Source organism: Pseudomaricurvus sp. HS19 (genome assembly GCF_009857815.1).
Lineage (GTDB): Bacteria > Pseudomonadota > Gammaproteobacteria > Pseudomonadales > Cellvibrionaceae > Pseudomaricurvus.
Genome location: NZ_WVVW01000002.1, coordinates 96,566 through 119,785 on the forward strand (window position 1 = coordinate 96,566; position 23,220 = coordinate 119,785).

21 protein-coding genes and 1 pseudogene are annotated in these 23,220 nt (G+C 59.6%); 13 read left to right on the plus strand and 9 right to left on the minus strand.

Annotation, left to right across the window (positions count from 1 at the left end; translation table 11 throughout):
• Positions 1–46: 46 nt before the first annotated feature.
• On the minus strand, positions 47–739 hold the full coding sequence (locus GSF27_RS08180; protein ID WP_160967772.1) for a DUF3313 family protein: 693 nt from the start codon (positions 737–739) through the stop codon (positions 47–49).
• Positions 740–962: 223 nt separating this feature from the next.
• Here GSF27_RS08180 and GSF27_RS08185 point away from each other — a divergent pair, with 223 nt between their 5' ends.
• A complete protein-coding gene (locus GSF27_RS08185; RefSeq protein WP_202410356.1) occupies positions 963–2,510 on the plus strand; it encodes a sodium/solute symporter in 1,548 nt (515 codons plus the stop codon).
• Positions 2,511–2,524: 14 nt separating this feature from the next.
• On the opposite strand, the gene gtfA is transcribed toward GSF27_RS08185, so the two are convergent.
• Together gtfA and GSF27_RS08195 are read right to left on the minus strand one after the other, a co-directional pair.
• A complete protein-coding gene (gtfA, locus tag GSF27_RS08190; RefSeq protein ID WP_237457462.1) occupies positions 2,525–3,970 on the minus strand; it encodes a sucrose phosphorylase in 1,446 nt (481 codons plus the stop codon).
• Between the two features lie 122 nt (positions 3,971–4,092).
• Positions 4,093–4,620: a hypothetical protein gene (locus tag GSF27_RS08195; RefSeq protein WP_160967777.1), complete on the minus strand. Its 528-nt coding sequence runs from the start codon at positions 4,618–4,620 to the stop codon at positions 4,093–4,095.
• A 676-nt stretch (positions 4,621–5,296) separates the two neighbouring features.
• Between GSF27_RS08195 and GSF27_RS08200 the strand changes: the two genes are divergently transcribed.
• From GSF27_RS08200 to GSF27_RS08215, 4 genes are all read left to right on the plus strand, one after another.
• Positions 5,297–6,130 (plus strand): BLUF domain-containing protein, encoded by an 834-nt coding sequence (locus tag GSF27_RS08200; RefSeq protein WP_160967779.1) that lies wholly within the window; start codon positions 5,297–5,299, stop codon positions 6,128–6,130.
• Positions 6,131–6,134: 4 nt separating this feature from the next.
• Entirely contained in the window at positions 6,135–6,725 is a 591-nt protein-coding gene (locus tag GSF27_RS08205) for an ATP/GTP-binding protein (RefSeq protein ID WP_160967781.1), read from the plus strand.
• Positions 6,715–7,110: a hypothetical protein gene (locus tag GSF27_RS08210; protein ID WP_160967783.1), complete on the plus strand. Its 396-nt coding sequence runs from the start codon at positions 6,715–6,717 to the stop codon at positions 7,108–7,110. Before GSF27_RS08205 ends, GSF27_RS08210 begins: the two co-directional genes overlap by 11 nt.
• Before the next feature lie 63 nt (positions 7,111–7,173).
• The gene (locus GSF27_RS08215) at positions 7,174–7,536 is read left to right on the plus strand and encodes a hypothetical protein (RefSeq protein WP_160967786.1); all 363 of its coding nucleotides are present in this window, start codon (positions 7,174–7,176) and stop codon (positions 7,534–7,536) included.
• 125 nt (positions 7,537–7,661) lie between these two features.
• Here GSF27_RS08215 and GSF27_RS08220 read toward each other — a convergent pair whose 3' ends face one another.
• Positions 7,662–8,276 carry a TetR/AcrR family transcriptional regulator gene (locus GSF27_RS08220; RefSeq protein ID WP_160967788.1) on the minus strand — a complete coding sequence of 205 codons (615 nt, stop codon included), beginning with the start codon at positions 8,274–8,276 and terminating at the stop codon, positions 7,662–7,664.
• A 163-nt stretch (positions 8,277–8,439) separates the two neighbouring features.
• Between GSF27_RS08220 and GSF27_RS08225 the strand changes: the two genes are divergently transcribed.
• The 4 genes and pseudogenes from GSF27_RS08225 (at position 8,440) to GSF27_RS17865 (ending at position 12,194) form a co-directional block, all read left to right on the plus strand.
• Entirely contained in the window at positions 8,440–9,201 is a 762-nt protein-coding gene (locus GSF27_RS08225; RefSeq protein ID WP_160967790.1) for a sterol desaturase family protein, read from the plus strand.
• Positions 9,202–9,433: 232 nt separating this feature from the next.
• Positions 9,434–10,543 carry a bifunctional 3,4-dihydroxy-2-butanone-4-phosphate synthase/GTP cyclohydrolase II gene (gene ribBA, locus GSF27_RS08230; protein ID WP_160967792.1) on the plus strand — a complete coding sequence of 370 codons (1,110 nt, stop codon included), beginning with the start codon at positions 9,434–9,436 and terminating at the stop codon, positions 10,541–10,543.
• 187 nt (positions 10,544–10,730) lie between these two features.
• Positions 10,731–11,741, plus strand: a pseudogene (gene cysK, locus GSF27_RS08235) (cysteine synthase A); the annotation flags it as partial.
• A gap of 117 nt (positions 11,742–11,858) precedes the next feature.
• Complete coding sequence (locus GSF27_RS17865; protein WP_237457482.1) at positions 11,859–12,194, plus strand: glutaredoxin; 336 nt, start codon at positions 11,859–11,861, stop codon at positions 12,192–12,194.
• A 4-nt stretch (positions 12,195–12,198) separates the two neighbouring features.
• On the opposite strand, the gene GSF27_RS08240 is transcribed toward GSF27_RS17865, so the two are convergent.
• The 5 genes from GSF27_RS08240 to GSF27_RS08260 all read right to left on the minus strand — a co-directional run bounded on the left by GSF27_RS08240 (position 12,199) and on the right by GSF27_RS08260 (position 17,043).
• Positions 12,199–12,846 carry an LUD domain-containing protein gene (locus GSF27_RS08240; protein ID WP_160967796.1) on the minus strand — a complete coding sequence of 216 codons (648 nt, stop codon included), beginning with the start codon at positions 12,844–12,846 and terminating at the stop codon, positions 12,199–12,201.
• Positions 12,839–14,281 (minus strand): LutB/LldF family L-lactate oxidation iron-sulfur protein, encoded by a 1,443-nt coding sequence (locus tag GSF27_RS08245; protein WP_160967798.1) that lies wholly within the window; start codon positions 14,279–14,281, stop codon positions 12,839–12,841. The genes GSF27_RS08240 and GSF27_RS08245 overlap by 8 nt, the downstream gene beginning before the upstream one ends.
• Positions 14,271–15,053, minus strand: coding sequence for a (Fe-S)-binding protein (locus tag GSF27_RS08250; RefSeq protein ID WP_160967800.1), 783 nt, complete (start codon positions 15,051–15,053; stop codon positions 14,271–14,273). Before GSF27_RS08250 ends, GSF27_RS08245 begins: the two co-directional genes overlap by 11 nt.
• Before the next feature lie 104 nt (positions 15,054–15,157).
• Positions 15,158–15,970, minus strand: a complete 813-nt coding sequence (locus tag GSF27_RS08255) for an SDR family NAD(P)-dependent oxidoreductase (RefSeq protein WP_160967802.1) — start codon at positions 15,968–15,970, stop codon at positions 15,158–15,160.
• A 149-nt stretch (positions 15,971–16,119) separates the two neighbouring features.
• A complete protein-coding gene (locus tag GSF27_RS08260; protein ID WP_160967804.1) occupies positions 16,120–17,043 on the minus strand; it encodes a LysR substrate-binding domain-containing protein in 924 nt (307 codons plus the stop codon).
• Between the two features lie 201 nt (positions 17,044–17,244).
• Here GSF27_RS08260 and GSF27_RS08265 point away from each other — a divergent pair, with 201 nt between their 5' ends.
• From GSF27_RS08265 to GSF27_RS08280, 4 genes are all read left to right on the plus strand, one after another.
• Positions 17,245–18,447 (plus strand): efflux RND transporter periplasmic adaptor subunit, encoded by a 1,203-nt coding sequence (locus GSF27_RS08265; RefSeq protein ID WP_202410357.1) that lies wholly within the window; start codon positions 17,245–17,247, stop codon positions 18,445–18,447.
• An 11-nt stretch (positions 18,448–18,458) separates the two neighbouring features.
• A complete protein-coding gene (locus GSF27_RS08270) occupies positions 18,459–21,596 on the plus strand; it encodes an efflux RND transporter permease subunit (RefSeq protein ID WP_160967806.1) in 3,138 nt (1,045 codons plus the stop codon).
• A 239-nt stretch (positions 21,597–21,835) separates the two neighbouring features.
• On the plus strand, positions 21,836–22,192 hold the full coding sequence (locus GSF27_RS18090; protein ID WP_160967809.1) for a DUF3302 domain-containing protein: 357 nt from the start codon (positions 21,836–21,838) through the stop codon (positions 22,190–22,192).
• 2 nt (positions 22,193–22,194) lie between these two features.
• On the plus strand, positions 22,195–23,148 hold the full coding sequence (locus GSF27_RS08280) for an HlyD family secretion protein (protein ID WP_160967811.1): 954 nt from the start codon (positions 22,195–22,197) through the stop codon (positions 23,146–23,148).
• Positions 23,149–23,220: the final 72 nt, after the last annotated feature.

Here is a 23,220-nt window from a genome sequence, read left to right on the forward strand (position 1 = left end):
AGCGGCGGCCATTCGGACCCCCGCTCACCGCAGTCGCAGCCCGGTATCAGCCGCCGGCTGCGACTGCTTTTGCCAGTCCCTCCTGCAACTGTGTCATCCAGCGACGGAAGATGCGATCGGCATCGGCGCGGTTGGTGACGCTGTTACTCCACTCCATACGCGAACTGTCCGGGTCCTTGCGACGATCCACCACCCGCGCCAGGATAGCGCCGGTGGTGGCGTCGTAGATCTCCAGATAGAGCGTCATCTCACCGGCGGAAGTGGTGTAGCTGCGACTCATGCCCGCGCTCATGGTGTCCGGAGCATTGATATCAAGGTTAACGATGGCGGGCTTTAACAGCAGCGCGGGCTGATCCGATGCCTGCGCATCGTCCACCAGCGTGAACTGGCCGCTGGCGGCCATGGCTTCATGGAAGTGGCTGTCGCAGATGCCGCCCAGGCTCTCCTGAATGCGGGCCATATCCTTTTTGGTCACCCGGCTGGACAGGTCCATGCGGGAGTTATTCTGGTCCTGCAGCCAGCGCTTGCGGAAAGCTACCGCACAGGGCGCCAACGCCACCTGGCGGTAAGCCGAGAAGTCGGCATCGGCGGCCCGGTACACCATGGCAAACTTGGTGTCCGGCACCAGCAGCAGGCCGTCGTGGCTGACTTCCGGCGGTGGTGGGTTCAGCTGTGCACAGGCGCCCAGCAATCCCGCTGCCAGGATTGCCATCATCACTCTTGAGCCACGTACTTTCATTGGTCGAACTCCTTGTTCTCTCTGGCTTGTTATAGCTTGTTATCTCTCATGCACCGTTAGTGCTGCCCTTGAGAGCATAGCAGAGTCGAAATCCCCTGCGACATTCGCAATCCGGAAGCAGGGCAACGCCCAAATTTGCAATTGCGCGCCATGAATGTTTTACCATTGGGTCAACTGTACCGGCGCAAACGGAATCGACAACACAACCGGGGACAGCCTCGCCGTGGCTCTGCATTCACTCGATATCACTATCCTTGTGCTCTACCTGTTACTGGTGGTTGGCGTCTGCGCCCTGGTTACCCGGCGCCAGCCCAACGCCGACGAACTGTTTCTCGCCGGCCGCAGCCTCGGCGCCGGTGTGATTGGCCTGTCACTGTTTGCCTCCAACATCTCCTCCACCACCCTGATCGGTTTGCCCGGCGCCGCCTGGGAGTATGGGATCTCGGTGGCCAACTACGAATGGATGGCGGCACTGGTGCTGCTCTTCTCTGCGCTGTTTGTGGCGCCGGTCTTCATCCGCCAGCGGCTGACCACGGTACCGGAGATTCTGGAGCGGCGCTTCGACAGTCGCCTGCGCAAGTACCTCTCCGCCTGCACCCTGTTTCTCAGTATCGTGCTGGATACCGCCGGCAGCCTCTACGCTGGCGCCCTGGTGATGATGCTGTTTATCCCAGGGCTGGAGCTGGCACCCACCATCGCCGTGATGGCACTATTTGCCGGTCTCTACACCACCGCCGGGGGCCTGCGTGCAGTGGTCTACACCGACGTACTCCAGGCTGTGATCCTGCTGCTGGGATCGCTGGTACTGACCCTTATTGTGTTCGGCGAATTCGACTACTCCTGGGAGGCCGTAACTGCAAGCGTCAGCGAGGAGAAGTTGTCACTGATCCGGCCGCTGGATGATCCCGCCCTGCCCTGGCTCGGCACCCTTATTGGCCTGCCCATTCTCGGCTTTTACTACTGGACCATGAACCAGTATGTGGCGCAGCGCCTGCTGGGTGCCCGCAGTGCCGAAGCGGCCGGGCGCGGCGCACTGATAGCCGCTGCACTCAAACTGCTGCCGCTGTTTATTATGGTGTTACCCGGGGTGATGGCGATAAGCCTGTTCGGCGACCTGGAACGGGCCGATACGGTGTTTCCGCGGCTGATTGCCGAATACGCCCCACCGGGACTGGCGGGCCTTATGCTGGCGGGACTGATGGCAGCGATCATGTCCAGTGTCGACTCCACCCTGAATTCCAGCTCGACACTGGTGATGGTGGATTTTGTGCAGCCACGGCATCACCAACTGTCACCGCAGGCACTGGCGCGCTGGGGGAGAATCACCACACTGATACTGATGGTTCTGGCGGCACTGTGGGCACCGATGATTGACAGCTTCCCGGGGATATTTGCCTACCTGCAGCAGACCTTTGCCTTTGTGACGCCACCACTGGTGGCACTGTTTGCCGCCGCGTTTATCAGCCATCGGGTCGGCGCCCGCGCTGCGCTGGCTGGCACGGTCGCCGGGCACGCCCTTTCACTGATCTGTTTTTGCGCCCAACAGCTGGGATGGCTGGGGCTGCATTTCACTATCCTTGCCGGCATCCTCTTCGCCGCAACCCTGATCTTTATCCTGCTGTTGCAACAAGTCTGCAACTGGCAGCCTGCCAGCGCTGAGCAGGCCGCGATCATAACCGGCAGGGAGCCGGCTGCCGTCAGCGCTGGCCTGCGTGTTGGTGCCACCCTGCTGACACTGTTAACTGCAACGGTTGTGATTGCTTTCTGGTAATCGCAGCAAAAGTCTCAGAAACGCTCGCTGACCATCGCCTTGTCTTCCTCATCCCAGTACTCGATAGTCGTGGTATTGAAGTTGAGATCCACAAACAGGCTGCAGTAGTAGTCACCGTGGCGCCAGGCCATGCTGACACTGCAGGCGCTGGAATAGTTAAGCTCGAAGTGCCCGTCAAACGCGGGATAACCGCTGCGGAAACGGGTCAGCTGCAGCAGCCGCTGCACCACCGGAAGCTCCACAGCTTCAGCGATCTCCTCCTTGCTGTAGAAGTGGCGGTTGATATCCCGTAGCTCACCGGTACTGTCCATCAGGTCATAATCGTTGCAACCCGCCAACAGCCCGACGTAATAGACCTGCGGAATTCCCGGCGTGAAATACTGAATGGCGCGGGCCGCAATGTAAGCGTCGTCGTTTTTCATTAACGCTTCGTAGAAGGTACAGGTGAGCTGATAAATCGCGCCGACACTGTGTACATTTACCGCTGAACGACGCAGGATCGGATCGGCACTGCGGCTGTCGATGTTATCAATCAGGAAAGCGATCTTGTCTTCCGGCAGGATGGATTCCACATCGGGGATGCAGATGCCGTCATGGGTGTCCAGCACCGTGACCATATTGCGCGGACACATGCGCAACCAGTCCTTCAGGTATTTGCTGTTGCGATCCAGCAGGGTGTAGAGCACCAGCGGTGGCAACGCAAAACCATAAGGGTGCATATTGCGGCGACTAATGGCGTACTGGTAGCTGGGATGGTCGTGCACCTCCGGCAGGATCTCCGCGCCGTGCATCTGTGCCACCTCGTTAGCCCACTCCAGCAGCCGGTAAACTTCCGGCTCCACCAGGAAACAACTGCTGCCGATGCGCTTGGTGGTGTAACCGAAAGCATCAAGACGAAACAACTTCACACCCTTGCCGGCGAGGAACTGCATATTCTCCGCCATAAACTGGTAGGTTTTCTCTGACTGGTAGTTAAGGTCTACCTGATGCTCGGTAAACGTGCACCACACCCGTCCTTGTGAACCATCAGCGAACACAACATCGCGAAAGGGCTCTTTCTCCTTGCGTATGTGAATCTTGGCCAGATCATCGTGACTGATCTCACCCAGCGCATCCACATCCACAAACAGCTCGGCGAACTCCGAATCCTTGCCGTTGGCGATATAGTCCTGGAACTCCACCGACTCGTCGGAGATATGGTTGATGGTCACATCGCAGACCAGATCATATTCCGCGGAGATCGCTTCAATATCGGCCCAACCCCCGTAGCTGGGCTCTACTTCGCGGTGGGTTAATGGCGCAAAGCCACCATCCGCATTGGAGGGGAAAAAGGGGAGTATGTGAACACCTCCGATGCAATCGGAGAAATAGTGATTAATGACCTCATGCAGGTCCTGCAGATTCTCTCCCATCCGGTTTGGATAGCAGATCAACTGTACGGCATTACGCAAACTCATCATGCCTCCTTATCAACTGCGCAAAAGTAAAACATCACGCAAGTAATGTGCCGCCCTCCCGGCAACACGGTCCGGCTCCACCGGCAGATGGTTATCCGAACGGATCAGTCAAACCCGCGGCACCGCTATCGTTTGCGAGCCAGGATCAGGCGGAAATCGCTCTCCAGGGGCAGGCATGTAATCGACAGCGGTTCAAAACCACAGTGTTCCAGCAGCGGCAGGTACTGGTGGTCATCCCGCAGGAATTCATCCAGGAAAAAACTGAGCTTGCGTGTCAGCGCCAGGGCGAGGGGGCAATCGAGCCAGATCATTACATCTATATATTGCCCGGCTTTGTGATGCGCACGTCCAAAGTGGGTTTCGAACACAATAGGGCCCATGGCCCTGAGCGCCTCCCGGGCGCCTGGTAATGCTACCGCTTGCCCGGACTTGAGGCCAGCGAGGTGGGTATCCAGCTCCGGCACATCGAAAAGATTATAAAACCCTGTGTGATCGGCCTGGGCGGCAATTGCGTGAACATCCTGGTCGGTAAAGGTCTGATACTCATCCATATCCAGATGCAGGCCGCCGGTTTCTAGTACCAGCGCAGCGGTCAGTGAAGACTTGCCCGATCCGGGCACACCACAAATGGCGATTACAGGAAGATTGTGCATCCGGTCGTGCCCCCGAATCCGGTTGGTCTAGTGCGGCAACATCATACCGGCTTCACGCCGGGGAATAATTGCAGTGATGGGTGTCGGCGAGCCATCCTCAGTCACCGATCGGCGCACGACCCAAGTCGCACCCGAACTATCCGAAAGAATGACCGCCCCGGCTGCCGTGCACAGCTATCCTTGAACGACTTCCGCGCATGCTGAACCGGACAACTCGCGAACCGCCGTGGTGCATGCACAACCACTATGGTGCACGCACCCTGACCATTAACTGACGACTTATTTTTTTGTGAGCCAGTTTACCTTTTCAGCAAACGCTGTACATATCGCAGCAGATCCGCGCCGCATAAAACCATTTTCTCCGAAAGGCTTTTATGTTCGTATTTTGAACGAAAGACACTTAACTACATGCGATCCGAACAAAAGATAATCACAAAAAATAAACCGCAACAAACATCAGAACCAAATTTTTAATATTGCAATTTTCCTGTGACAAAAACGTATAAAGAGCCCATTGCTGGCAATACAAAAGATGACTAGGATCGAAAACAAATCAGGAAGAAGCACGACCAAAAGTACAAACTATATTGCGTGGTTCAGTTTTCCTTTTGGCGACGACACCCAGGTCGTCTGCATTTTGTGGTAAGCCAAGATGGCATCGGGGTTAAGTTATCCTATGAGACGAATCGCTTGCATCGGCAAGCTATCAAGCTCGAATCGAAGTCAACTCTGCGAACAGGTTCTTGATATATTCAACCGATCGCGAATTTTCAATTCCAGCAAGCAGATTCAGGGAATATTCCTGGTGCAGGAAGATATCATCTTCCAGATTCTTGAAGGTCATCAGGACACCATTGGCGAAGCAATTTACAAAGCCCGACGCGACTACCAGATAGAAACGCTGACAATCATTGCCAACTATCGCTGCGAAAAACCGGTATTCAGCGGCTGGAACATGCGCTACATCCGTCCCGGCGGACACACCACACCAGCCCATCTGGAACGTATTAAAACCGAGCTGGAGCCGCATCTTAAAACCGACCAGCCAGCAGCTACTGCGCTTTTTCACACCATATTTACGCCTTCACCAGCCATCGTCACCGCACCTGCAGAGACCTTACCTGCCGCAACCCGGGAAGTTACCGCAGACGCCGTTGATACGGGCACAGACACCGAACGCCTGCACACACATTTATTGTCGATCCGCGCCTGGCCCAAGGCCAGTCAGGTCAAGCTCTCTTCCCAGGTCATGAAGGCCTGCGCCCTGATGAGCAAGGGCAAGATCAGCTACCAGGAATTATTCCGGCACTGCCTGTGGCGCAGTGAAGCGGAGCTTACTGAATTTCTCAGCCAACTGAATCACATTGGCGTTTTGGTCTTCGCTCCCATGGAGGCCGCCGCCAGCAGCTCAGAAGCAACCGAAACCGAACCGGTCCAAACGTCGTCGGGAGATCGCTTCGGTGCATTAATGAGAAAATTCCTGACCAACACCAGATTACGGGTCAGCTGATCCTATGAACAAAATCTACAAAAAGCTCGCCATTGTCGGTGAGGTCGGCGCCGGAAAAACCCAACTTATCAATACCATCAGCGAGATCTCGCCGTTCGCCACAGAGGCCCGCTCCAGCGTTGATATTGGCAAAGAATTCACCACAGTCGGTATCGACTATGGGCGCCTGTCGCTGGATGAAGACACCGCGCTCGGGCTTTACGGCCTGCCTGGTCAGCGGCGGTTTTCACTGCTGTGGGAAACCGTGCGGCAGGGGCTGTGGGGTCTGTTAATCCTGGTGAAATATGGCGACGGCCTGAACCTGGAGGACCTCGAGCACATACTGCGGTTTTACCAGCCCCACAGCAACGGCCTGCCAGTAGTGGTGGGCATCAGTCATACCGAAGACGCCACCGGCGATGAACTGGAAGTCCTCGTTGACTACATCGAGTTTACCCTCGCGGCGCACAACCTGGTGGCCCCGATCCTGCCAGTGGATCCCCGGGATGTGGAGTCATCCATTATGCTGCTGGAGCTGTTCCATTCGCTCGACAGCGCAGGCGATATATTTCAGCAACCGGAGTTCGTTGAGGTGGGAGTAGCCGATGCCAGCTAACACAGAACTGAGAGATTATGCCGACAGCGCCTTCGGCCAGCACATGGAAAACTACGCCGCCATTGACCTGATCTGCCTGGCCACCTCCGACGGCTTCCCCATTGTCAGTCGCTCACTGGACAGGATCCACTTCGAGCTGGACACCCTGGCGGCAGCATCCAGTACCCTGCACTCTGTCAGCAACGCGGTTTCCAAACAGATTCTGCTGAAACCATTCCGGGTTGCCTTTATTGAATCGGAAAAGGGCAATGTAGCCTTTGTCTCACTGCAACTGCAGCAGGGGGAGTTTGTGCTCACCATGTCAGCCGATGAGTCAATGAACATCGGTCAGCTCAGGGTCATGATCAGCCGCCTGGCCGAACAGATTAGCAATAATTTTCACTGATTTTTTCACTGACAGAACGTCAACACGCTTTGTCAAATTACCAAGCACTGAGGAATTAACAAGATGGCCAATATCAATGAAACACTTTCGGGTTTGATGGACATTGATGGCGCACTGGGTTGCGCTATCGTCGACTACACCTCGGGCATGCTGCTGGGCAGTGCTGGCGCCGGTGTGGACCTGGAGCTGGCAGCTGCCGGTAACAGCGAGGTGGTAAAAGCCAAACTCAACACCATGAAGTCACTGGGAATTGAAGGTGGTATTGAGGATATCCTCATTACCCTGGGCACCCAGCTGCACATCATTCGCCCCAGCACCTCCAACGAAGGCCTGTTCCTCTATCAGGTGCTGGATAAAAAGAATTCCAACCTGGCGCTGGCACGTCGCAAAGTGCTCGATCTGGAAAAATCCCTGCAGCGGGTCTGATCCCCAGCCTTCGGCACTTCGCCAGGCATGCCGATAGCGGTATGCCTGGCGGATCAGCTACAGATCCGTTACGCAGCACCTTCCAGTGAGCGCCACTGGCCCCGCCCAGAATTCACAGCCCGGACTCAACCGCCCGGAAGCAATGTTTCCAAGGCCGCATCCACTTCGGCCACAAAGTCAAAACCCTTCTCCTCCCGCAACCACACCACCAGCAATCCATCCAGCACCGCCTGTAACTGCCGCGCAAGGCGTAACGGCTCCGCTACCAGCCCACTGCAGGCGCTGAGTAACAGGTCGCGGGTTTGCCTGTCCACACGTTGAAAATAGTCGTAGGCCGGATGGCCGGGGTGAGAGGACTCCACCTTCAGGGTGAGAAATACCTGCGCCACCGCCGGCCTGTCCTGCCCGGCCACGGCGATGCCACGAAGTAATTGACGAAGTGTACTGCGACTGACTCCACCGGTGGCGAGCTCGGACTGCAGCTGATCAACGAGGGGCTGCAGATGGGCCTCCTGCTGTTGGTGCAGGCTCTCCAGCATGGCCAGAAACAGGTGTTCCTTGGACGGAAAATGATAAAGCACACCGCCATTGGAGAGGCCACAACGGCGCGCCAGGTCATGGAGGTTGAAACCGTTGTACCCGCACTCACCAATCAGGCTGACCGCCTCTTCCATAATCAGCGCGCGGCGTAAGCGGGGATCAACTCGCTTGCGGGTGGCTTTGGGCTCCGCTACCATCATCACCTCTTACTGACCAATTAGTCAGTAAGATACTAGGGATAGCCCCGAACCACGTCAACCGGCAGGCGTATACCGGAAATAGCGGTCCAGGGGGCAGATGGCGGCAGGAGAGCGCCATGAACAATAACGATAAAAAACCACACCCACTCAGGAATGCGCAACCATGTCGACCCTGGCTTCTACCCTCGGTGAGCACTACCAGTTTTTGCTCTCCCTCTATCTGGCGGTGGGCGTTGCCCTGATCCTTACCGCCCTGAACCTGTTAGGCAGGCTGATTCCGGTGCTGCGGCAAACCCAGGTGCTGAATCAACAGGTGGCCGACTCGCGCATGCAGAGGGACTACTATCGCAAGGCCCAGTCCCGCAGCCGTTTCTGGGGAACGGTGCCCCTGCTGGCCGGCTTCCTGCTGGTGTTCCCTTTCTGTCTTACCGATGCCAGCCAGCCCTGGTGGAAGATCGGCCTCGATATCGTCGTCATCCTGATGTTCTATGACTTCTTCTATTACCTGACCCACCGCTTCCTGTTTCACGATGGCCCCCTGGGAGGGCCGCTGTTGCAGGTACACGCCATCCACCACCAGAACAAAAACCCCTGCCGCCAGGATTCCAACTACCTGCACCCGCTGGAGACGGTCATCGGGGTGGTGCTGTTTGTGGCCAGCGTCGGCGTACTGAGCCTGCTGCTGGGCAAATTCAGCCTGATTACCCTGTTGGTTACCCACGTCGCCTACCTGGCGATCAATACCCACAACCACGATCAGGTGGAAGCGGAGGCCCGCTTTCCCTTCCGCTACTGGCACTATGCGGCGTTCCTGCACCACGTACACCACTCCCGCTTCACCAGCGGTAACTACGCCACCATCACCCCTTTCTACGACTGGCTGTTTGGTACCCTGGACCACGGTGCCGGCCACGGCCGAAAATAAGCACCCGTACCAGCCCCGGCAATTACCCGGGGCGCTTCTATACTGGTTCTGCGGGCAGCAAATCCGACCTTCGGAACGCCATATCCGGCACCGTTTTGCTCCCCTCTCCGGGGCTGTCGGAGCTTTGACTGACGCCCTCTGAGCGCGTAGTATGCCGCCGGTCGTTTTATCACCAGCTTTTCCGCCCTGCGGCGGCAGCGCAAGCACCCCTCCGGGCAAACCAGGATTTATCATGGCACTCAATACGATTGAAGAAATCATCCAGGACATCCGTCTCGGCAAAATGGTCATCCTCATGGATGACGAAGACCGCGAGAACGAAGGTGACATCGTTATGGCCGCCGAGTGCGTCGAGGCCGAACACATCGCCTTTATGGCCCGCTACGCCTGCGGCCTGATCTGCCTGCCCATGTCCCGCGAGCGCAGTGAGCGCCTCAAGCTGCCACTGATGGTAGAGCGCAACAAATCCGGTTTTGGCACCAAGTTCACCGTCTCCATTGAAGCCGCCCACGGCGTGGACACCGGTATTTCCGCCGCCGACCGCGCCCTCACCGTGCGTACCGCTGTAGCCCGCAACGCCAAGGCGGACGACATTGTGCAGCCCGGCCATATTTTCCCCCTGATTGCCGAGCCCGGCGGTGTACTGGTACGCGCCGGCCACACCGAAGCCGCCTGCGACCTGTCCCGACTGGCCGGTTTTGATGCTTCCGGTGTGATCTGCGAGATCATGAACCCGGACGGCACCATGGCCCGTCGCCCGGAACTGGAGAAGTTTGCCGAGGAGCACGGCATCAAGATCGGCACCATTGCCGACCTGATCCACTACCGTGTGCACAACGAAAGCAGTATCGAAAAAGTCAGTGAGGGCACCATCAACACCGACCACGGTGAGTTCACCCTGCACACCTACCGCGACACCTGCCATGGCGATGTACACCTGGCCGTCACCAAGGGCCAGCTGGAGCCGGGTACCGAACCCCTGGTACGGGTGCAGTTCACCAGCACCCTGCGTGACATTATCTGCACACAGCCCAGTGACAGCATCGGCTGGAACACCCAGCGCTGCCTGCAGAAGATTCAGGAAGAAGGCGGTGTACTGCTGATCCTCGGCGGTCAGGAACACCCGGATGACCTGCTGGCCAGCGTCGACATCGCCCTTGGCAAGCGCGAGACTCCCGCCCCTGCCGCCGTCGGTGGTCGCAGCACACAGCTGACCATTGGCCTGGGCTCCCAGATCCTGCGCGACCTGGGTGTACGTCAGTTCCGCCTGCTGGGCCGCCAGGTGAAATACAACGCCCTCTCCGGCTTTGACCTGGAAGTGACCGGTTACGTCGATCCCTGATCCTCCTGTACCGGTTAGCCCCAAAAGCCCGGCCTATGTTCCGGGCTTTTTTGTGCCTGGCGGATATCCCCTGGCCGCAGCCACTTGCGCGCTCACACCGTGGCACCGACAATCCCCACAGGGCACAGGGATAACACGCCCCAGCATCTATACTTTCCGAATCGCACACCACTTCAGGGACAGCAGCATGGGCGTTCGTTATGACTCTATTCTCCACACCGTTGGCCACACGCCGGTGGTGCGTATCAACAACCTCGCCCCCGAGGGCATCAACCTCTACGTGAAAGTGGAGTCGTTTAACCCCATGGGCTCGGTCAAGGACCGGCTGGCCCTGGGTGTTATTGAAGATGCGGAAAGCCGCGGTGAACTGCAGCCGGGCCAGACCATCGTTGAGGCTACCAGTGGCAATACCGGTATCGGCCTGGCCATGGTGTGCGCGCAGAAAGGCTACCCACTGGTGATCACCATGGCGGAGAACTTCAGTGTGGAACGCCGCCGCCTGATGCGCTTCCTCGGCGCCAAGGTGATACTGACACCCGCCGCCGAGAAGGGCACCGGCATGGTCAACAAGGCCCGGGAACTGGCGGAAAAACATGGCTGGTGGCAGCCGCGGCAGTTTGAGAACCCCGCCAATGCCGAGGTTCACGCCCGCACCACGGCGGTGGAGATTCTCGACGACTTTGCCGATACCACCCTCGATTACTGGGTCACCGGCACCGGCACCTCCGGTACCCTCAGTGGTGTTTCCCGGGTGTTGCGGCAACGCAGCCCGCAGACCCGGATTGTGGTGTGCGAGCCGGATAACTCCCCCATTCTCGGTAGTGGCGAACCCCAGCCGCAAGGCCAGAGCCACCCCCGTTTTCGCCCGCATCTGATGCAGGGCTGGACGCCGGATTTTATTCCCGGGCTGGCCAACGAGGTGCTGGAGCAACAGCGTATTGACCGCTTTATGCCTATTGATGGCAAGGACGCCCTGCACTGGTCGCGGCAGCTCGCCTGCCGTGAAGGCATTCTGGTGGGCATCTCTTCGGGCGCGACCTTTGCCGGCGCGCTGGCCATAGCCCGCGAGGCGGAGCCCGGCAGCAATATCCTGTGCATGCTGCCGGATACCGGCGAGCGCTACATCAGCACACCACTGTTCGAGGATATCCCGGCGGAGATGAGCGAGCTGGAACTGCAGCTCTCCCGCTCCACCCCCGGCTACCGTTTCGATGCCACCGGCAGCGCCGCCGTCCCCACACAGGTACCGGAAGTTGATGCCGAAACTGCCGCCTGGCTGCAGTCAGTGATTGCCGATCCGGACCAACCGGTGGTGATGTTTGCCCTGGAGTGGTGTGAGTTCTGCTGGTCGGTGCGCAAGTTGTTTGAGCAGCTGGGGATTCCCTACCGCAGCATTGATGTGGATTCCGTGGCCTATCAGGAGAACAACCGCGGCGGCATCATTCGCGAGTGGCTGCGCCAGCAAACCGAATCTGTCACCCTGCCGCAGATTTTTATCGGTGGAGAATTTCGCGGCGGCTGCACCGATATGTTTGATGGTTACACCGGCGGCACCCTCGCCGGGTGGCTGAGCGAAAATGGCATACAACCAAGGAGTGTGGAGGGTCTTGATCCCTGGGCACTGCTGCCGGGATGGCTGCACCCCAGATGACCGGCTAGGGCACGGACGAGGGATCCAGCACCACAATCAACAACTCCCTCGGGCCGTGAGCGCCCACCTGCAGGGTCTGCTCCACATCCGCCGTCCGCGACGGGCCGGTGATCAGGTGCATGGCGCGGGGCCGGTGGCCGGAGCTGATACCCGCACTGCGCCATGCCCCCTCCTGTCGCGCCACGATCTGCGCCGGCTCTATCACCACCACCAGAAACTCCACCAGGTAGAGTAATGCACTGGGCACACTGCGACTGCTCAGACACAAGGTGCCGGTCTCGGCGATGGCCAGCTCGGCACAAGCTATGCCCCACTGCGCGCTGCGTTCATCCGAGACGGGCGTTTGCCAGGTCAGGGAGTTCAACTCTGCCTGCGGAGACAGTGCCAGCGAGTTGCCTGCCGGAATACGGCTGGCCAGCAGCGCGGGTAATTCCTCAAGCGCCTGCACCGGCAAGATCTCCGCACCGCTCAAGGTCGCATTGCGGGTAAAGCTGGCCAGCAGATCTTTCATGGGAGCCAGTCCGGCATCCTTGCCTTTGTCCGCGGCAATCAACTGGTGAAACGCGCTCTCCAGATCGTCAGGCAGAGCGGTCTTGTTATTGGCCGCCAAAATGCGGTTAAACAATTTCTGGCGGAAGCCTGCATCAGCCACGGCCACCTCCTTGCGGTGAAGACTTTTTCGCCTTGTCTTTAAGGTGTTGCTCCCATTGGCTCTGAAAGCTGGCGCCCTGCGGCAAAGGCAGCTCCCGCTGCTGCGACCAGCCTCTGGCCAGCGGTACCTTGTGCAGGCGGCCCTTACCGCGACCCAACTTGTGCAGCAGCCAGCTGCCCGCACTGGTGAGCCGGCGGTAGAGTGCCGGTTTGCTCGCCAGCCAGGCGAAACTGCTGAGCAGTGTGCGGTTGACGCGGGGTGGCGGTGCCACCTGACGCTCCTGCTCCCGCAGCTTACGCATCAGGCCCGGCAGGGGAATCCGCACCGGGCACACCGACTCGCAGCGACCACAGAAGGAAGAGGCGTTGGGCAGTTCGTAATCCTGCGGGTAGCCGCGCAGCAGCGGCGACAGCACTGCGCCCATGGGGCCCGGGTAGACGCTGTCGTAGGCGTGGCCACCCACCGCCTGATAGACCGGGCAGTGATTCATACAGGCGCCGCAGCGGATGCAGTGCAGCATTTCCCGGTAATCGCTGGCCAGGATCTCCGAACGGTGGTTATCCAGCAGCACCACATGGAACGCCTCCGGTCCATCGTGATCGTTCTCGCCTTTCGGGCCGGAGAAAAAACTGGTGTAGGAGGTAATGGGCTGGCCGGTGGCGCTGCGGGCCAACACCCGAATAATCTTGGACGCGTCTTCCCAGGTGGGCACCACCCGGTCAAAGGTGGTGGTGATGATGTGGGTTTTGGGCAAACAGCTGCTCAGGTCGCCGTTGCCCTCGTTGGTGACCAGCACTGCGGTGCCGGTCTCGGCAATCAGCATATTGGCGCCGGTGATGCCCACATCCGCGGTCAGGAAGCGCTCACGGATGACATCGCGGGCTTCGTCCACAATGGCCTTCACCTCCTGCAGGTCACGCTCTCCCAGTTGGTGGGCGTTGCGGAACAGGGCTTCGATCTCGGCCTTGGTCTTGTGCAGCGCCGGGGCAACGATATGACTCGGGGGCTCTTGCGCCAGCTGCAGGATGTACTCGCCGAGATCGGTCTCCCAGGGGATCATGCCCGCCGCTTCCAGCGCGGCATTGAGGTGTGCCTCCTCCCCCACCATGGATTTGCCCTTGGCGATGGTGCGGGCACCGGCCTGCTGGCAAATGCCGATCACAATACGGCGCAGGTCTTCCGGCGACCGGGCCCAGTGCACCTTGCCGCCAGCGGCCTCCACCTGCTGCTCAAAGTAGGCGAGATAAATGTCCAGGTTGGCGAGGGATTTTTGCCGCACCGCCTGCGCCTGGTCGCGCATCTGTTCGAAATCGGGGACCTGGTCAATGGCACTCTGCCTGCGGGCCACAAAGCCACCACCGGCCTTGGCCAGCGCCGACTGCAGTTGTTCGTTGGTGAGCGCCTCCTGTGAGCGCACGATGAAGTTATGACTCATGGCTGCCACCTTCTGCCTCACCGATGGCCGGAGTGCCAAAGTCACCGGCCAGCACTTCGGCCACGTGACGGAACTGCAATGGCAGGCCGCGACGCTGGGCACGCCCGGCCAGGTGCAACAGGCAGGAGACATCGCCCCCCACCACCAGGTTGGCACCGGCGGCACAGGCGTTATCCAGTTTGTTGTCGGCCATGCGACCGGAGACGTCGCTGAACTTCACGCAAAACGCGCCACCGAAACCGCAGCAGACATCGGTCTCTGCCATCTCGGTGACGGTAACGCCGCTGCTCTGCAGCAGTTCACGGGGTTGCGCCTTGATACCCATCTCCCGCAGACCGGCGCAGCTGTCGTGGTAGGTAACCACATCGGTGAGTGCCGACGCGGAGGTAATGTCCTCCAGTGAAACGTTGGCGACTTCCGCCAGAAAGGTGGTCAACTCATAGACCCGCTCACAGAACTCCCGCACCCGCGGCAGGCGCGGATCGCCTTTGAATAACTCGGGGTAGTGGTGGCGGATCATGCCGCCACAGGAGCCGGCGGGGACCACGGTGTAGTCGTAAGCTTCGAAGGTGGTGATCAATTGCCACGCCAGCTGCCGGGTCTGTTCCGGCATGCCGCTGTTGAAGTTCACCTGCCCGCAGCAGCTCTGCGGTGGTACCTCTACCGCGAAGCCAGCGCGCTGCAACAGGGTGGCGCTGGCAAAGCCAACGCTGGGTCGCATCAGGTCCACCGGGCAGGAAGCAAACAACCCCACCCTTTGACGTACAGCCATTCTCTCTCCTCCACACCGCCGGCCTGTTTCTGGTTCTCAAAGGGGGAAGCCTGCGGTGGCGGCAGTGTAGCACCCGCCATGGCGGAGAGAATTCAGACCATGGTCTAGAGCAGCGACCCGCCGTCCACCGACCACACCTGACCAGTGACAAAGCCGGCCCGCTCGGACGCCAGGTAGACCACCAGCCCGGAGATCTCCTCAGGCACGGCAAAGGGACGACCCACCACCGGGCGGCGCTGGCGCATGCTGCGATCGTAGTCGGACAGCTCCTGCGCCTGACTGCTGAAAAAACCGCTCTCCGGATGGAAACGACTGCCGCGACTGAAGGCGGACGGGTCCTTGGCAAAGGTAGCGTAAGGCGCTACGGCATTCACCCGCACACCGTGTTGTCCCACCTCCTTCGCCAGTACGGTGGTAAAACTGTGCACCGCGCCTTTCATGGCCGAATAGACCGGCAGCATGTAATCACCCACCAGCCCGGCGGTGGAGCCGATATTGATGACACTGCCACGCTTGCGCGCCACCATGCCCGGCAACACCGCCCGGGTCATGCGCAGTACAGTGCCGAAGTTGAGGTCCATATCGCCGGCCCACTTGTCGGGATCTGAGTCCACGAAGAAACCCTGGTCCACATTACCGCCGACACCGTTGACCAGTACCTCGACTTCCCCCAGGGCCTCGGCGGCTGCCAGTATCTGCGCCGGCGCCTGCGGGTCGAGCAGGTCTGCCACTACAAACTCGGCAGCCTCAGCGCCGCGTTCCAGCGCGTCGGCCACCAGCCGGGCACCGGCCTCCCGGTCGCGACCCACCGCCACCAGTTGCACACCTTCAGCGGCAAACTCCAGCGCCACTGCGCGACCAATATTGGCTGTGGCACCGGTAACGATTACCACCTTGTTGGTTAAGCCCAAATCCATAGTTATCTCTCTTATGAGGGGATTACGGTTAATCATTGTTGCTGATTGAACGCCTGCACCATCGCGCAGGCAACCCTTCCCGGGACCGCACGGCAGGGAAACGTCCTGCTCGCTTTACGCTGGCCGCCTGTCTATATCGAAATCCCGGGCTATATCGAAATCCCGGGAACCGGCGGCACCGAAAGCCGTGCGGCGCGCAGATGATCGATAAAGGCCCGCAACTTGGGCAGCACCTGTGCCCGATGCGGGTAGTAGAGGTAGAAGCCTTCCCGCTGAATGGTGAACTTATCCAGCACCGTTTCCAGTCGTCCCTCTGCCACAAACTGACTCACCATATCGGCCGTGGCAAACACCAGACCTGTGCCACGGCAGGCAGCGTCCAGCATCAGCAAGGTATCACTGAAAATCAGGGAACCACTCACCTGTACCGCCACCTCCTTGCCATCCACTACAAACTCCCAGCTGTCATAGATCCACGAGCCGGAGCGGGGGCGAATGCAATTGTGCTGCAGCAGGTCACGGGGGTGCAGCGGCCGTCCATGGCGGTCCAGATAGCCCGGCGACGCAGCGATGGAGAACTGCACCGGGCCATAGAGTTTCAGCGCCACCATATCCCTGGCCACAATATCCGCCAGCCGTATGCCACAATCGAATCCCCGGCCAACAATATCGGTGCGCTCATCCTCAAAGTGCAGCTCCAGGGTGATCTCCGGGTATTTGGCGGTAAAACTGGCAATGTGCTGCGAAATAAAAGCCGGGTACACTGCCCGCGGCAAGGTCACCTTTAACGTACCCGCCGGCCTGGCGGCAAAGGAGCGGACGTTCTCCATGGCAACCAGGATCTGGTCCAGCGCCACGCCCGCCTCAGCCATAAAACGCGCACCCGCCTCTGTCAGGCTGGTGCTGCGGGTGGTGCGACTCAGCAGCGCCACACCCAGCCGCCCTTCCAGCTGCTTGATCATCTGGCTTACCGCCGAGGGGGTCACCCCCAGGGTCTTGGCTGCAGCGGTGAAGTGGCCGCTTTCCGCTACCAGCTTCAGAGCCAGCAAGCCATCCAGCTGTCGCTTGTCCATTATTAAGCCCCACTTAAAAGATCATTAAGAAATCTAGCATTTTTCTAAACAATAATCTGATTTATCCTTTCCGGCTCTACTGGTACCACTCAGTACCAAGCCCTGCATACCGCCGCACAGCCCACCCGGACCTTGCCACAATCACGGCAGGGGTCTATGCCGTTAACTGTGTCCGGAACTGTTGTCATCCGAGGTAATTACGTGAAGAAACTGTTTGCACTCTGCGGCCTGATGCTGCCATTCGTCTTGCTTGGTTGTAATGAACCCGCCGCTCCAGGGGCAGCCCCCACGCCGCCGGAAGTAGACGTCACCCAACCACTGCGCCACCAGCTGATTGAGTGGACCGAGTACCCCGGACGTTTTGAGGCAGTCGCTCGTGTAGAGGTACGTGCCCGCGTCACCGGCTACCTGCAGGAGAAACAGTTCCGCGATGGCCAGTATGTAAAAAAGGGCGACCTGCTGTTTGTAATCGACCCGCGCCCCTTCGAATACGAGATGCAGCGCGCTGACGCCCAGTACTCCCTGGCCCAGAAAGCCTACAAACGCGCCGCCGACCTGATGCGCAGCAAATCCATCTCCCAGGAGCAGTTCGACCAGCGGCAGCAGGAACTGAAGGTGGCAGAAGCGGCGCTTAATGAGGCGCGCCTGAACCTGGATTTTACCCGCGTAACCGCGCCCATTGACGGCAAGATCAGTGACAGCTTCATCGATAGCGGCAACCTGGTCAGCGCCAACAGTACTGTCCTCACGCGCATTGTCAGCGTCGACCCTATCCATTTTGAGTTTGAGGGATCGCAGGGTGACCTGCTCAATGCCCTGCGCCTCGACCGTGCCGGCAAACGCCCCAGCAGTGACTACAGCCCCAACCCGATTTTCATCAAGCTGCTGGACGAAAAGCACTACGACCACTCCGGACGGATGGAATTTATCGATAACGTGGTGGACGCCGGCACCGGTACCGTCAAGGCCCGCGCGCTGGTCTCCAACCCGCAGGCCATCATCTATCCCGGCCTGTTTGGTCGCGCCCGCCTCTCCAGCAGCGGTGAATACGAAGCCCTGCTGCTGCCGGAAAAGGCCATCAACACCGACCAGAACCGCAAATACGTCTACGCCGTGAATGCCAACAATCAGGCGACCCGCATTTACGTTGAGCCAGGCCCGGTGCAGGACAACGGCCTGGTGATCATCCGTTCCGGCCTCAGTGGCGATGAGCGGGTAGTCATCAATGGTATCCAGCGTATTCGCGCCCCGCAGCAACCGGTCACCCCCAATGCGGTAACGCTGGAGTGGCAGGAGACTGACACCATGCCGGATATCAACATGGTGCCCTCGCTGGAGGAGATCATTGCTGGTGGCCAGCGTGCCGCCGGAGAGAGTGAGAATAACGCCGCGGCGGCGCAATAAGGATCCGGCCCATGAACTTTGCCAAGTTTTTTATCGACCGGCCCATTTTTGCCACGGTCATCGCCATCATCATCATGCTGGTGGGTGGTCTCGCTTATACCACCCTGCCGGTGGAGCAGTACCCTCGCCTGGCACCGCCCACCATCCAGGTAACCGCCAACTTCCCGGGCGCCAGCGCAGAAACGGTGGCCGATACGGTAGCCACTCCCATTGAGCAGGAGCTGAACGGAGTGGAGGGCATGATCTACATGTTCTCCCAGTCCACCGCCGATGGCAGCATGCGCCTCACGGTTACCTTTGAAACCGGTACCGACCTGGACGCCGCCCAGGTGCTGGTGCAGAACCGGGTCGCCATCGCCGAAGCCAAGTTACCGGAGGCTGTGCGCCGACTGGGTATCACCACGGCCAAGAGCATGCCGGACCTGATGCTGGTGATTAACCTCTACTCACCGGACGGCCGCTACGACCAGACCTACATCGGCAACTACGCGGTACTGAAACTGCGGGACCGCATCCGTCGCATCAATGGTATTGGTGATACCCGCATGTTCGGGGCCTCCGAGTACGCCATGCGGGTATGGCTCGACCCGGACCTGATCCAGTCCTACGGCATGACCGCCGGCGATGTGGTGAGAGCGCTGCAAGCGCAAAACGTGCAGGTGGCCGGTGGTACCCTCAACCGCTCACCGCAGCCACAGCAGAACTATTTTGAGTACTCGGTACAGACTCAGGGCCGCCTGCGGGCACCGGAAGAGTTTGGCAATGTGGTAGTGAAAGCGGGCGACGATGGTCGCATCGTGCGCCTGCGGGATGTGGCCCGGATCGAGCTGGGGGCACAGGATTACATTACCCGCGGCTACCTGGGCAAGTACCCTGCCGTCGCCCTCCCGGTCTACCAGCAGCCTGGCGCCAACGCCCTGGAAACCTCCCGCGCGGTGCTGGCGGAGATGGAACGTGCGGCCGCGGATTTCCCCCCCGGCCTGGAATACAAGATCGGCTACAACCCCACCGAGTTTATCCAGCAGTCAGTGGATGCGGTGGAGGCGACGGTCTACGAAGCCATCATCCTGGTGGTGCTGGTGATCGTGGTGTTTTTGCAGACCTGGCGCGCGGCGATCATTCCCATTGTCGCCATCCCTATCTCGCTGATCGGCACCTTCGCCGTCATGGCGGCGCTGGGCTATTCACTCAACAACCTCACCCTGTTCGGGCTGGTATTGGCGATCGGGATCGTGGTGGATGACGCCATTGTGGTGGTGGAGAACATGGAGCGTAACTTGCGCAACGGCCTGTCTCCCCGTGAAGCCGCACGTAAAACCATGGACGAAGTGGGGGCAGCGCTGATAGCCATGGGGCTGGTCCTGGTGGCAGTGTTTTTGCCCACTACCTTCCTCGGCGGTATCGCCGGCAAGTTCTACCAGGCCTTTGGTATCACCATCGCCGTAGCGACAGTTATCTCGGTGGCCGTCTCCCTGATTCTGTCACCGGCGCTGGCACGTATCCTCATGAAACCTCACGTCGAGGATAAGGGTCACGGCCTGATGGCCAAGCTGCACCACGCCTTTGATCGCTTTAACAATGGCATGGACAAGCTCTCCAATGGTTACGGACGTTTTACCGGCTGGCTGATACGCGCCAGCGGCCTTGCAGTGCTGATCTACGCCTGCCTGATGCTGCTCACCGCCTGGCAATTCAACCGTGTTCCCGGTGGCTTTATCCCCGCGCAGGACCAGGGTTATTTCGTCGTTGCCATCCAGATGGCGCCGGGCACGGCGCTGTCGGAAACCGATCAGGTAGTACAGCAGGTCACTGAAAAGTTACTGTCGGTGGATGGCGTCGCCAACACCGTGGCCTTCTCAGGCTTTCACGGCGGAACCTTCTCCATCGCCTCCAACGCCGCAGCAATTTTCGTCACCCTGGAAGACTTTGAGGAGCGCAAGGCCAAAGGCATCACCTTCGACGGGCTTAAAGGCCAGCTGTGGCAGCAGGCAGGCCAGGTCAAGGAAGCCTTTGTGGTAGTACTGACGCCCCCACCAGTACGGGGCATCGGTAGTGCCGGTGGTTTCAAAATGATGCTGGAGGATCGTGGCGGTCGCGGCCTGGAAGTACTGAACGAAGCGCTGCACACCATGGTCAATGCCGCCAACAGCCCCGATGCGCCAGCGGTGACTTTCGCCCGCAGCTTTTTTGAAATCGGTACTCCGCAGATCTACCTCGATATTGATCGTGAGAAAGCCGAGCGCCTGAACGTACCGGTATCGCGGGTGTTCGAAGCGCTGGAGGTCTACATCGGCTCCGCCTTCGTTAACGACTTCAACTACCTGGGCCGCACCTTCCGTGTCACCGCCCAGGCCGATGCTCCCTATCGCCTGAGCACCGAAGACGTTATGCGTATCCGGGTGCGCAGCGACAGCGGCGCCATGGTGCCACTGGGCTCCATCGCCACGGTGGAAGACAAGGCGGGCCCGTCCCGCGTGCCCCGCTACAACCTCTATCCGTCCGCTGACATGCTGGGGGACTACAGCCCCGGTTACAGCTCCGGCGATGCCCTGGACACCATGGAACGGCTGGCGGCCGAGCTGCTACCCGACGGCATCAGCTACGAGTGGACCGACCTCGCCTATCAGGAGCGCAGCAGCAGTGACACCGCTGCCATCGCCTTTGTGCTGGCGGTGATCTTTGTGTTCCTGTTACTGGCGGCCCAGTACGAGAGCTGGACCCTGCCGCTGTCGGTAATCCTGATTGTGCCCATGTGTCTGCTGTCGGCCATCACCGGCGTCTGGCTGGCAGGCATGGACAACAACATCCTCACCCAGATCGGTTTTGTGGTACTGGTGGGGCTGGCGTCGAAAAACGCCATCCTCATCGTCGAGTTTGCCCGCGAACTGGAGCAGCAGGGCAAGGAGCTGTGGGAAGCCGCAGTCCAGGCCGCGCGCCTGCGCCTGCGCCCGATCCTGATGACCTCCTTCGCCTTTATTCTCGGTGTACTGCCGCTGGTACTGGCGGAAGGCGCCGGTGCCGAAATGCGAAGAGCACTGGGTGTAGCCGTGTTCTCCGGCATGCTGGGCGTGACCTTCTTCGGACTCATCTTCACACCGGTGTTCTATGTGCTGTGCCGCAAGCTGTCGCTGATCCGCCTGCGCCGCTGACACATTACTTGCCTTAGCCAATGTCATGGACGACCATTGACCAGGGCTGCCCCGTCATTGCGAGGCGCGTGTTTCAAGCGCCGAAGCAATCCATATCTGGCACACTGTCACCTGCCCGGTGACAGACATGGATCGCCACGCTGCGCTCGCGATGACGAACTGGAGGGCATCAGCCCTCTGGCCACCGCCAACAACGGTGGTTTTATCGCTCTCCGGCATGCAAACAAAAGGAGTGTTTGATGTTTCTGGATTACTTCGCGCTGTTCATGGTTTTCTTTGTGGCGATCTTTATTTTCTACGCCATCATCGCCATCCACGATATCCCCTACGACATTGCCCGACACCGTAACCATCCGCACCAGGATTCCATCCATGTGGCGGGCTGGATCAGCCTCTTCACCCTGCACCTGATCTGGCCCTTCCTGTGGATCTGGGCCACCCTCTACCGCGAGGATCGCGGCTGGGGCTTCAATCACAGCAACAGACCGGATAGTGATATCGATGCCGATAGCCGCGCCCAACTGGAAAGCCTGGCACAACAGGTGACACAGTTGCAGGCCGAGTTGCAGCAACTGCGCCAGACGCGGGAGGACTGAATATGGACCTGTTGCTGATTCTGACCTACACCGCACTCTGCACTGTCGTCTTCAAGGTCTTCAGGATCCCCCTCACCAAGTGGACAGTACCCACCGCCGTACTGGGCGGCATTGCACTGATCGGCGCCCTGCTGATCGTCATGAACTACAACCACCCCTACAGCAAGAACGCCCGCGAAATCTTTTTCAGCGTACCGGTCATTCCCGCGGTCGCCGGACTGGTGGTCGAGGTGGATGCGGTGGCCAACCAACCCATGCGTGAGGGCGACATCCTGTTCCGTATTGATCCGGTGCCCTACCAGGCCCGTGTTGCCGAAATCGAAGCGGCCCTGCAGTCTGCCGAGATCGACCTGCAACGGGCACAGGAACTGGTGCGACGCCAGGCGGGTAACAAGCGCGATGTGGATCTGGCCACCGCGCAGGTGGGCAGCCTTAAAGCCCAGCTGGCCAGCGCCAACTACGACCTGGAACACACCGAGGTGCGGGCCCCTGCCGACGGCATGGTAACGCAGCTGGCGTTGCAGCCCGGCACCATGGCGGTCACCCTGCCGCTGCGACCCACCATGGTGTTTATCCCCAACCAGCAACGCATGATCGCCGGCAGCTTCTGGCAGAACTCCCTGCAGCGCATGCAGCCGGGCTATAAGGCAGAGGTGATTCTTGATGGCGTGCCGGGGCACGTCTTCAGTGGCCGGGTCAGCCGCGTGCTGCCGGCACTGGCGGAAGGCGACATGCAGTCCTCCGGCAACCTGGTAGCCGCCAGCCAGCTGGCCGTGCATGGCCAGGCCATTGCCGTGATTGAACTGGACGAAAACCTGGATGACTACCTGTTACCCCGGGGCGTACAGGGCAAGATCGCCATCATCTCCGACCACGATCCCCTGCACGTCTCCCTTATCCGCCGCATTCTGCTGCGCATGATGGGGTGGCTGAACTACGTTTTCCCGATCAAGTAAAATCCTGCCTGCGGGGGGTGCCTGGCGCCCACCCGCAGTTGTTATCCGCAGTCTGCTGTGCGAGAGTTGGAA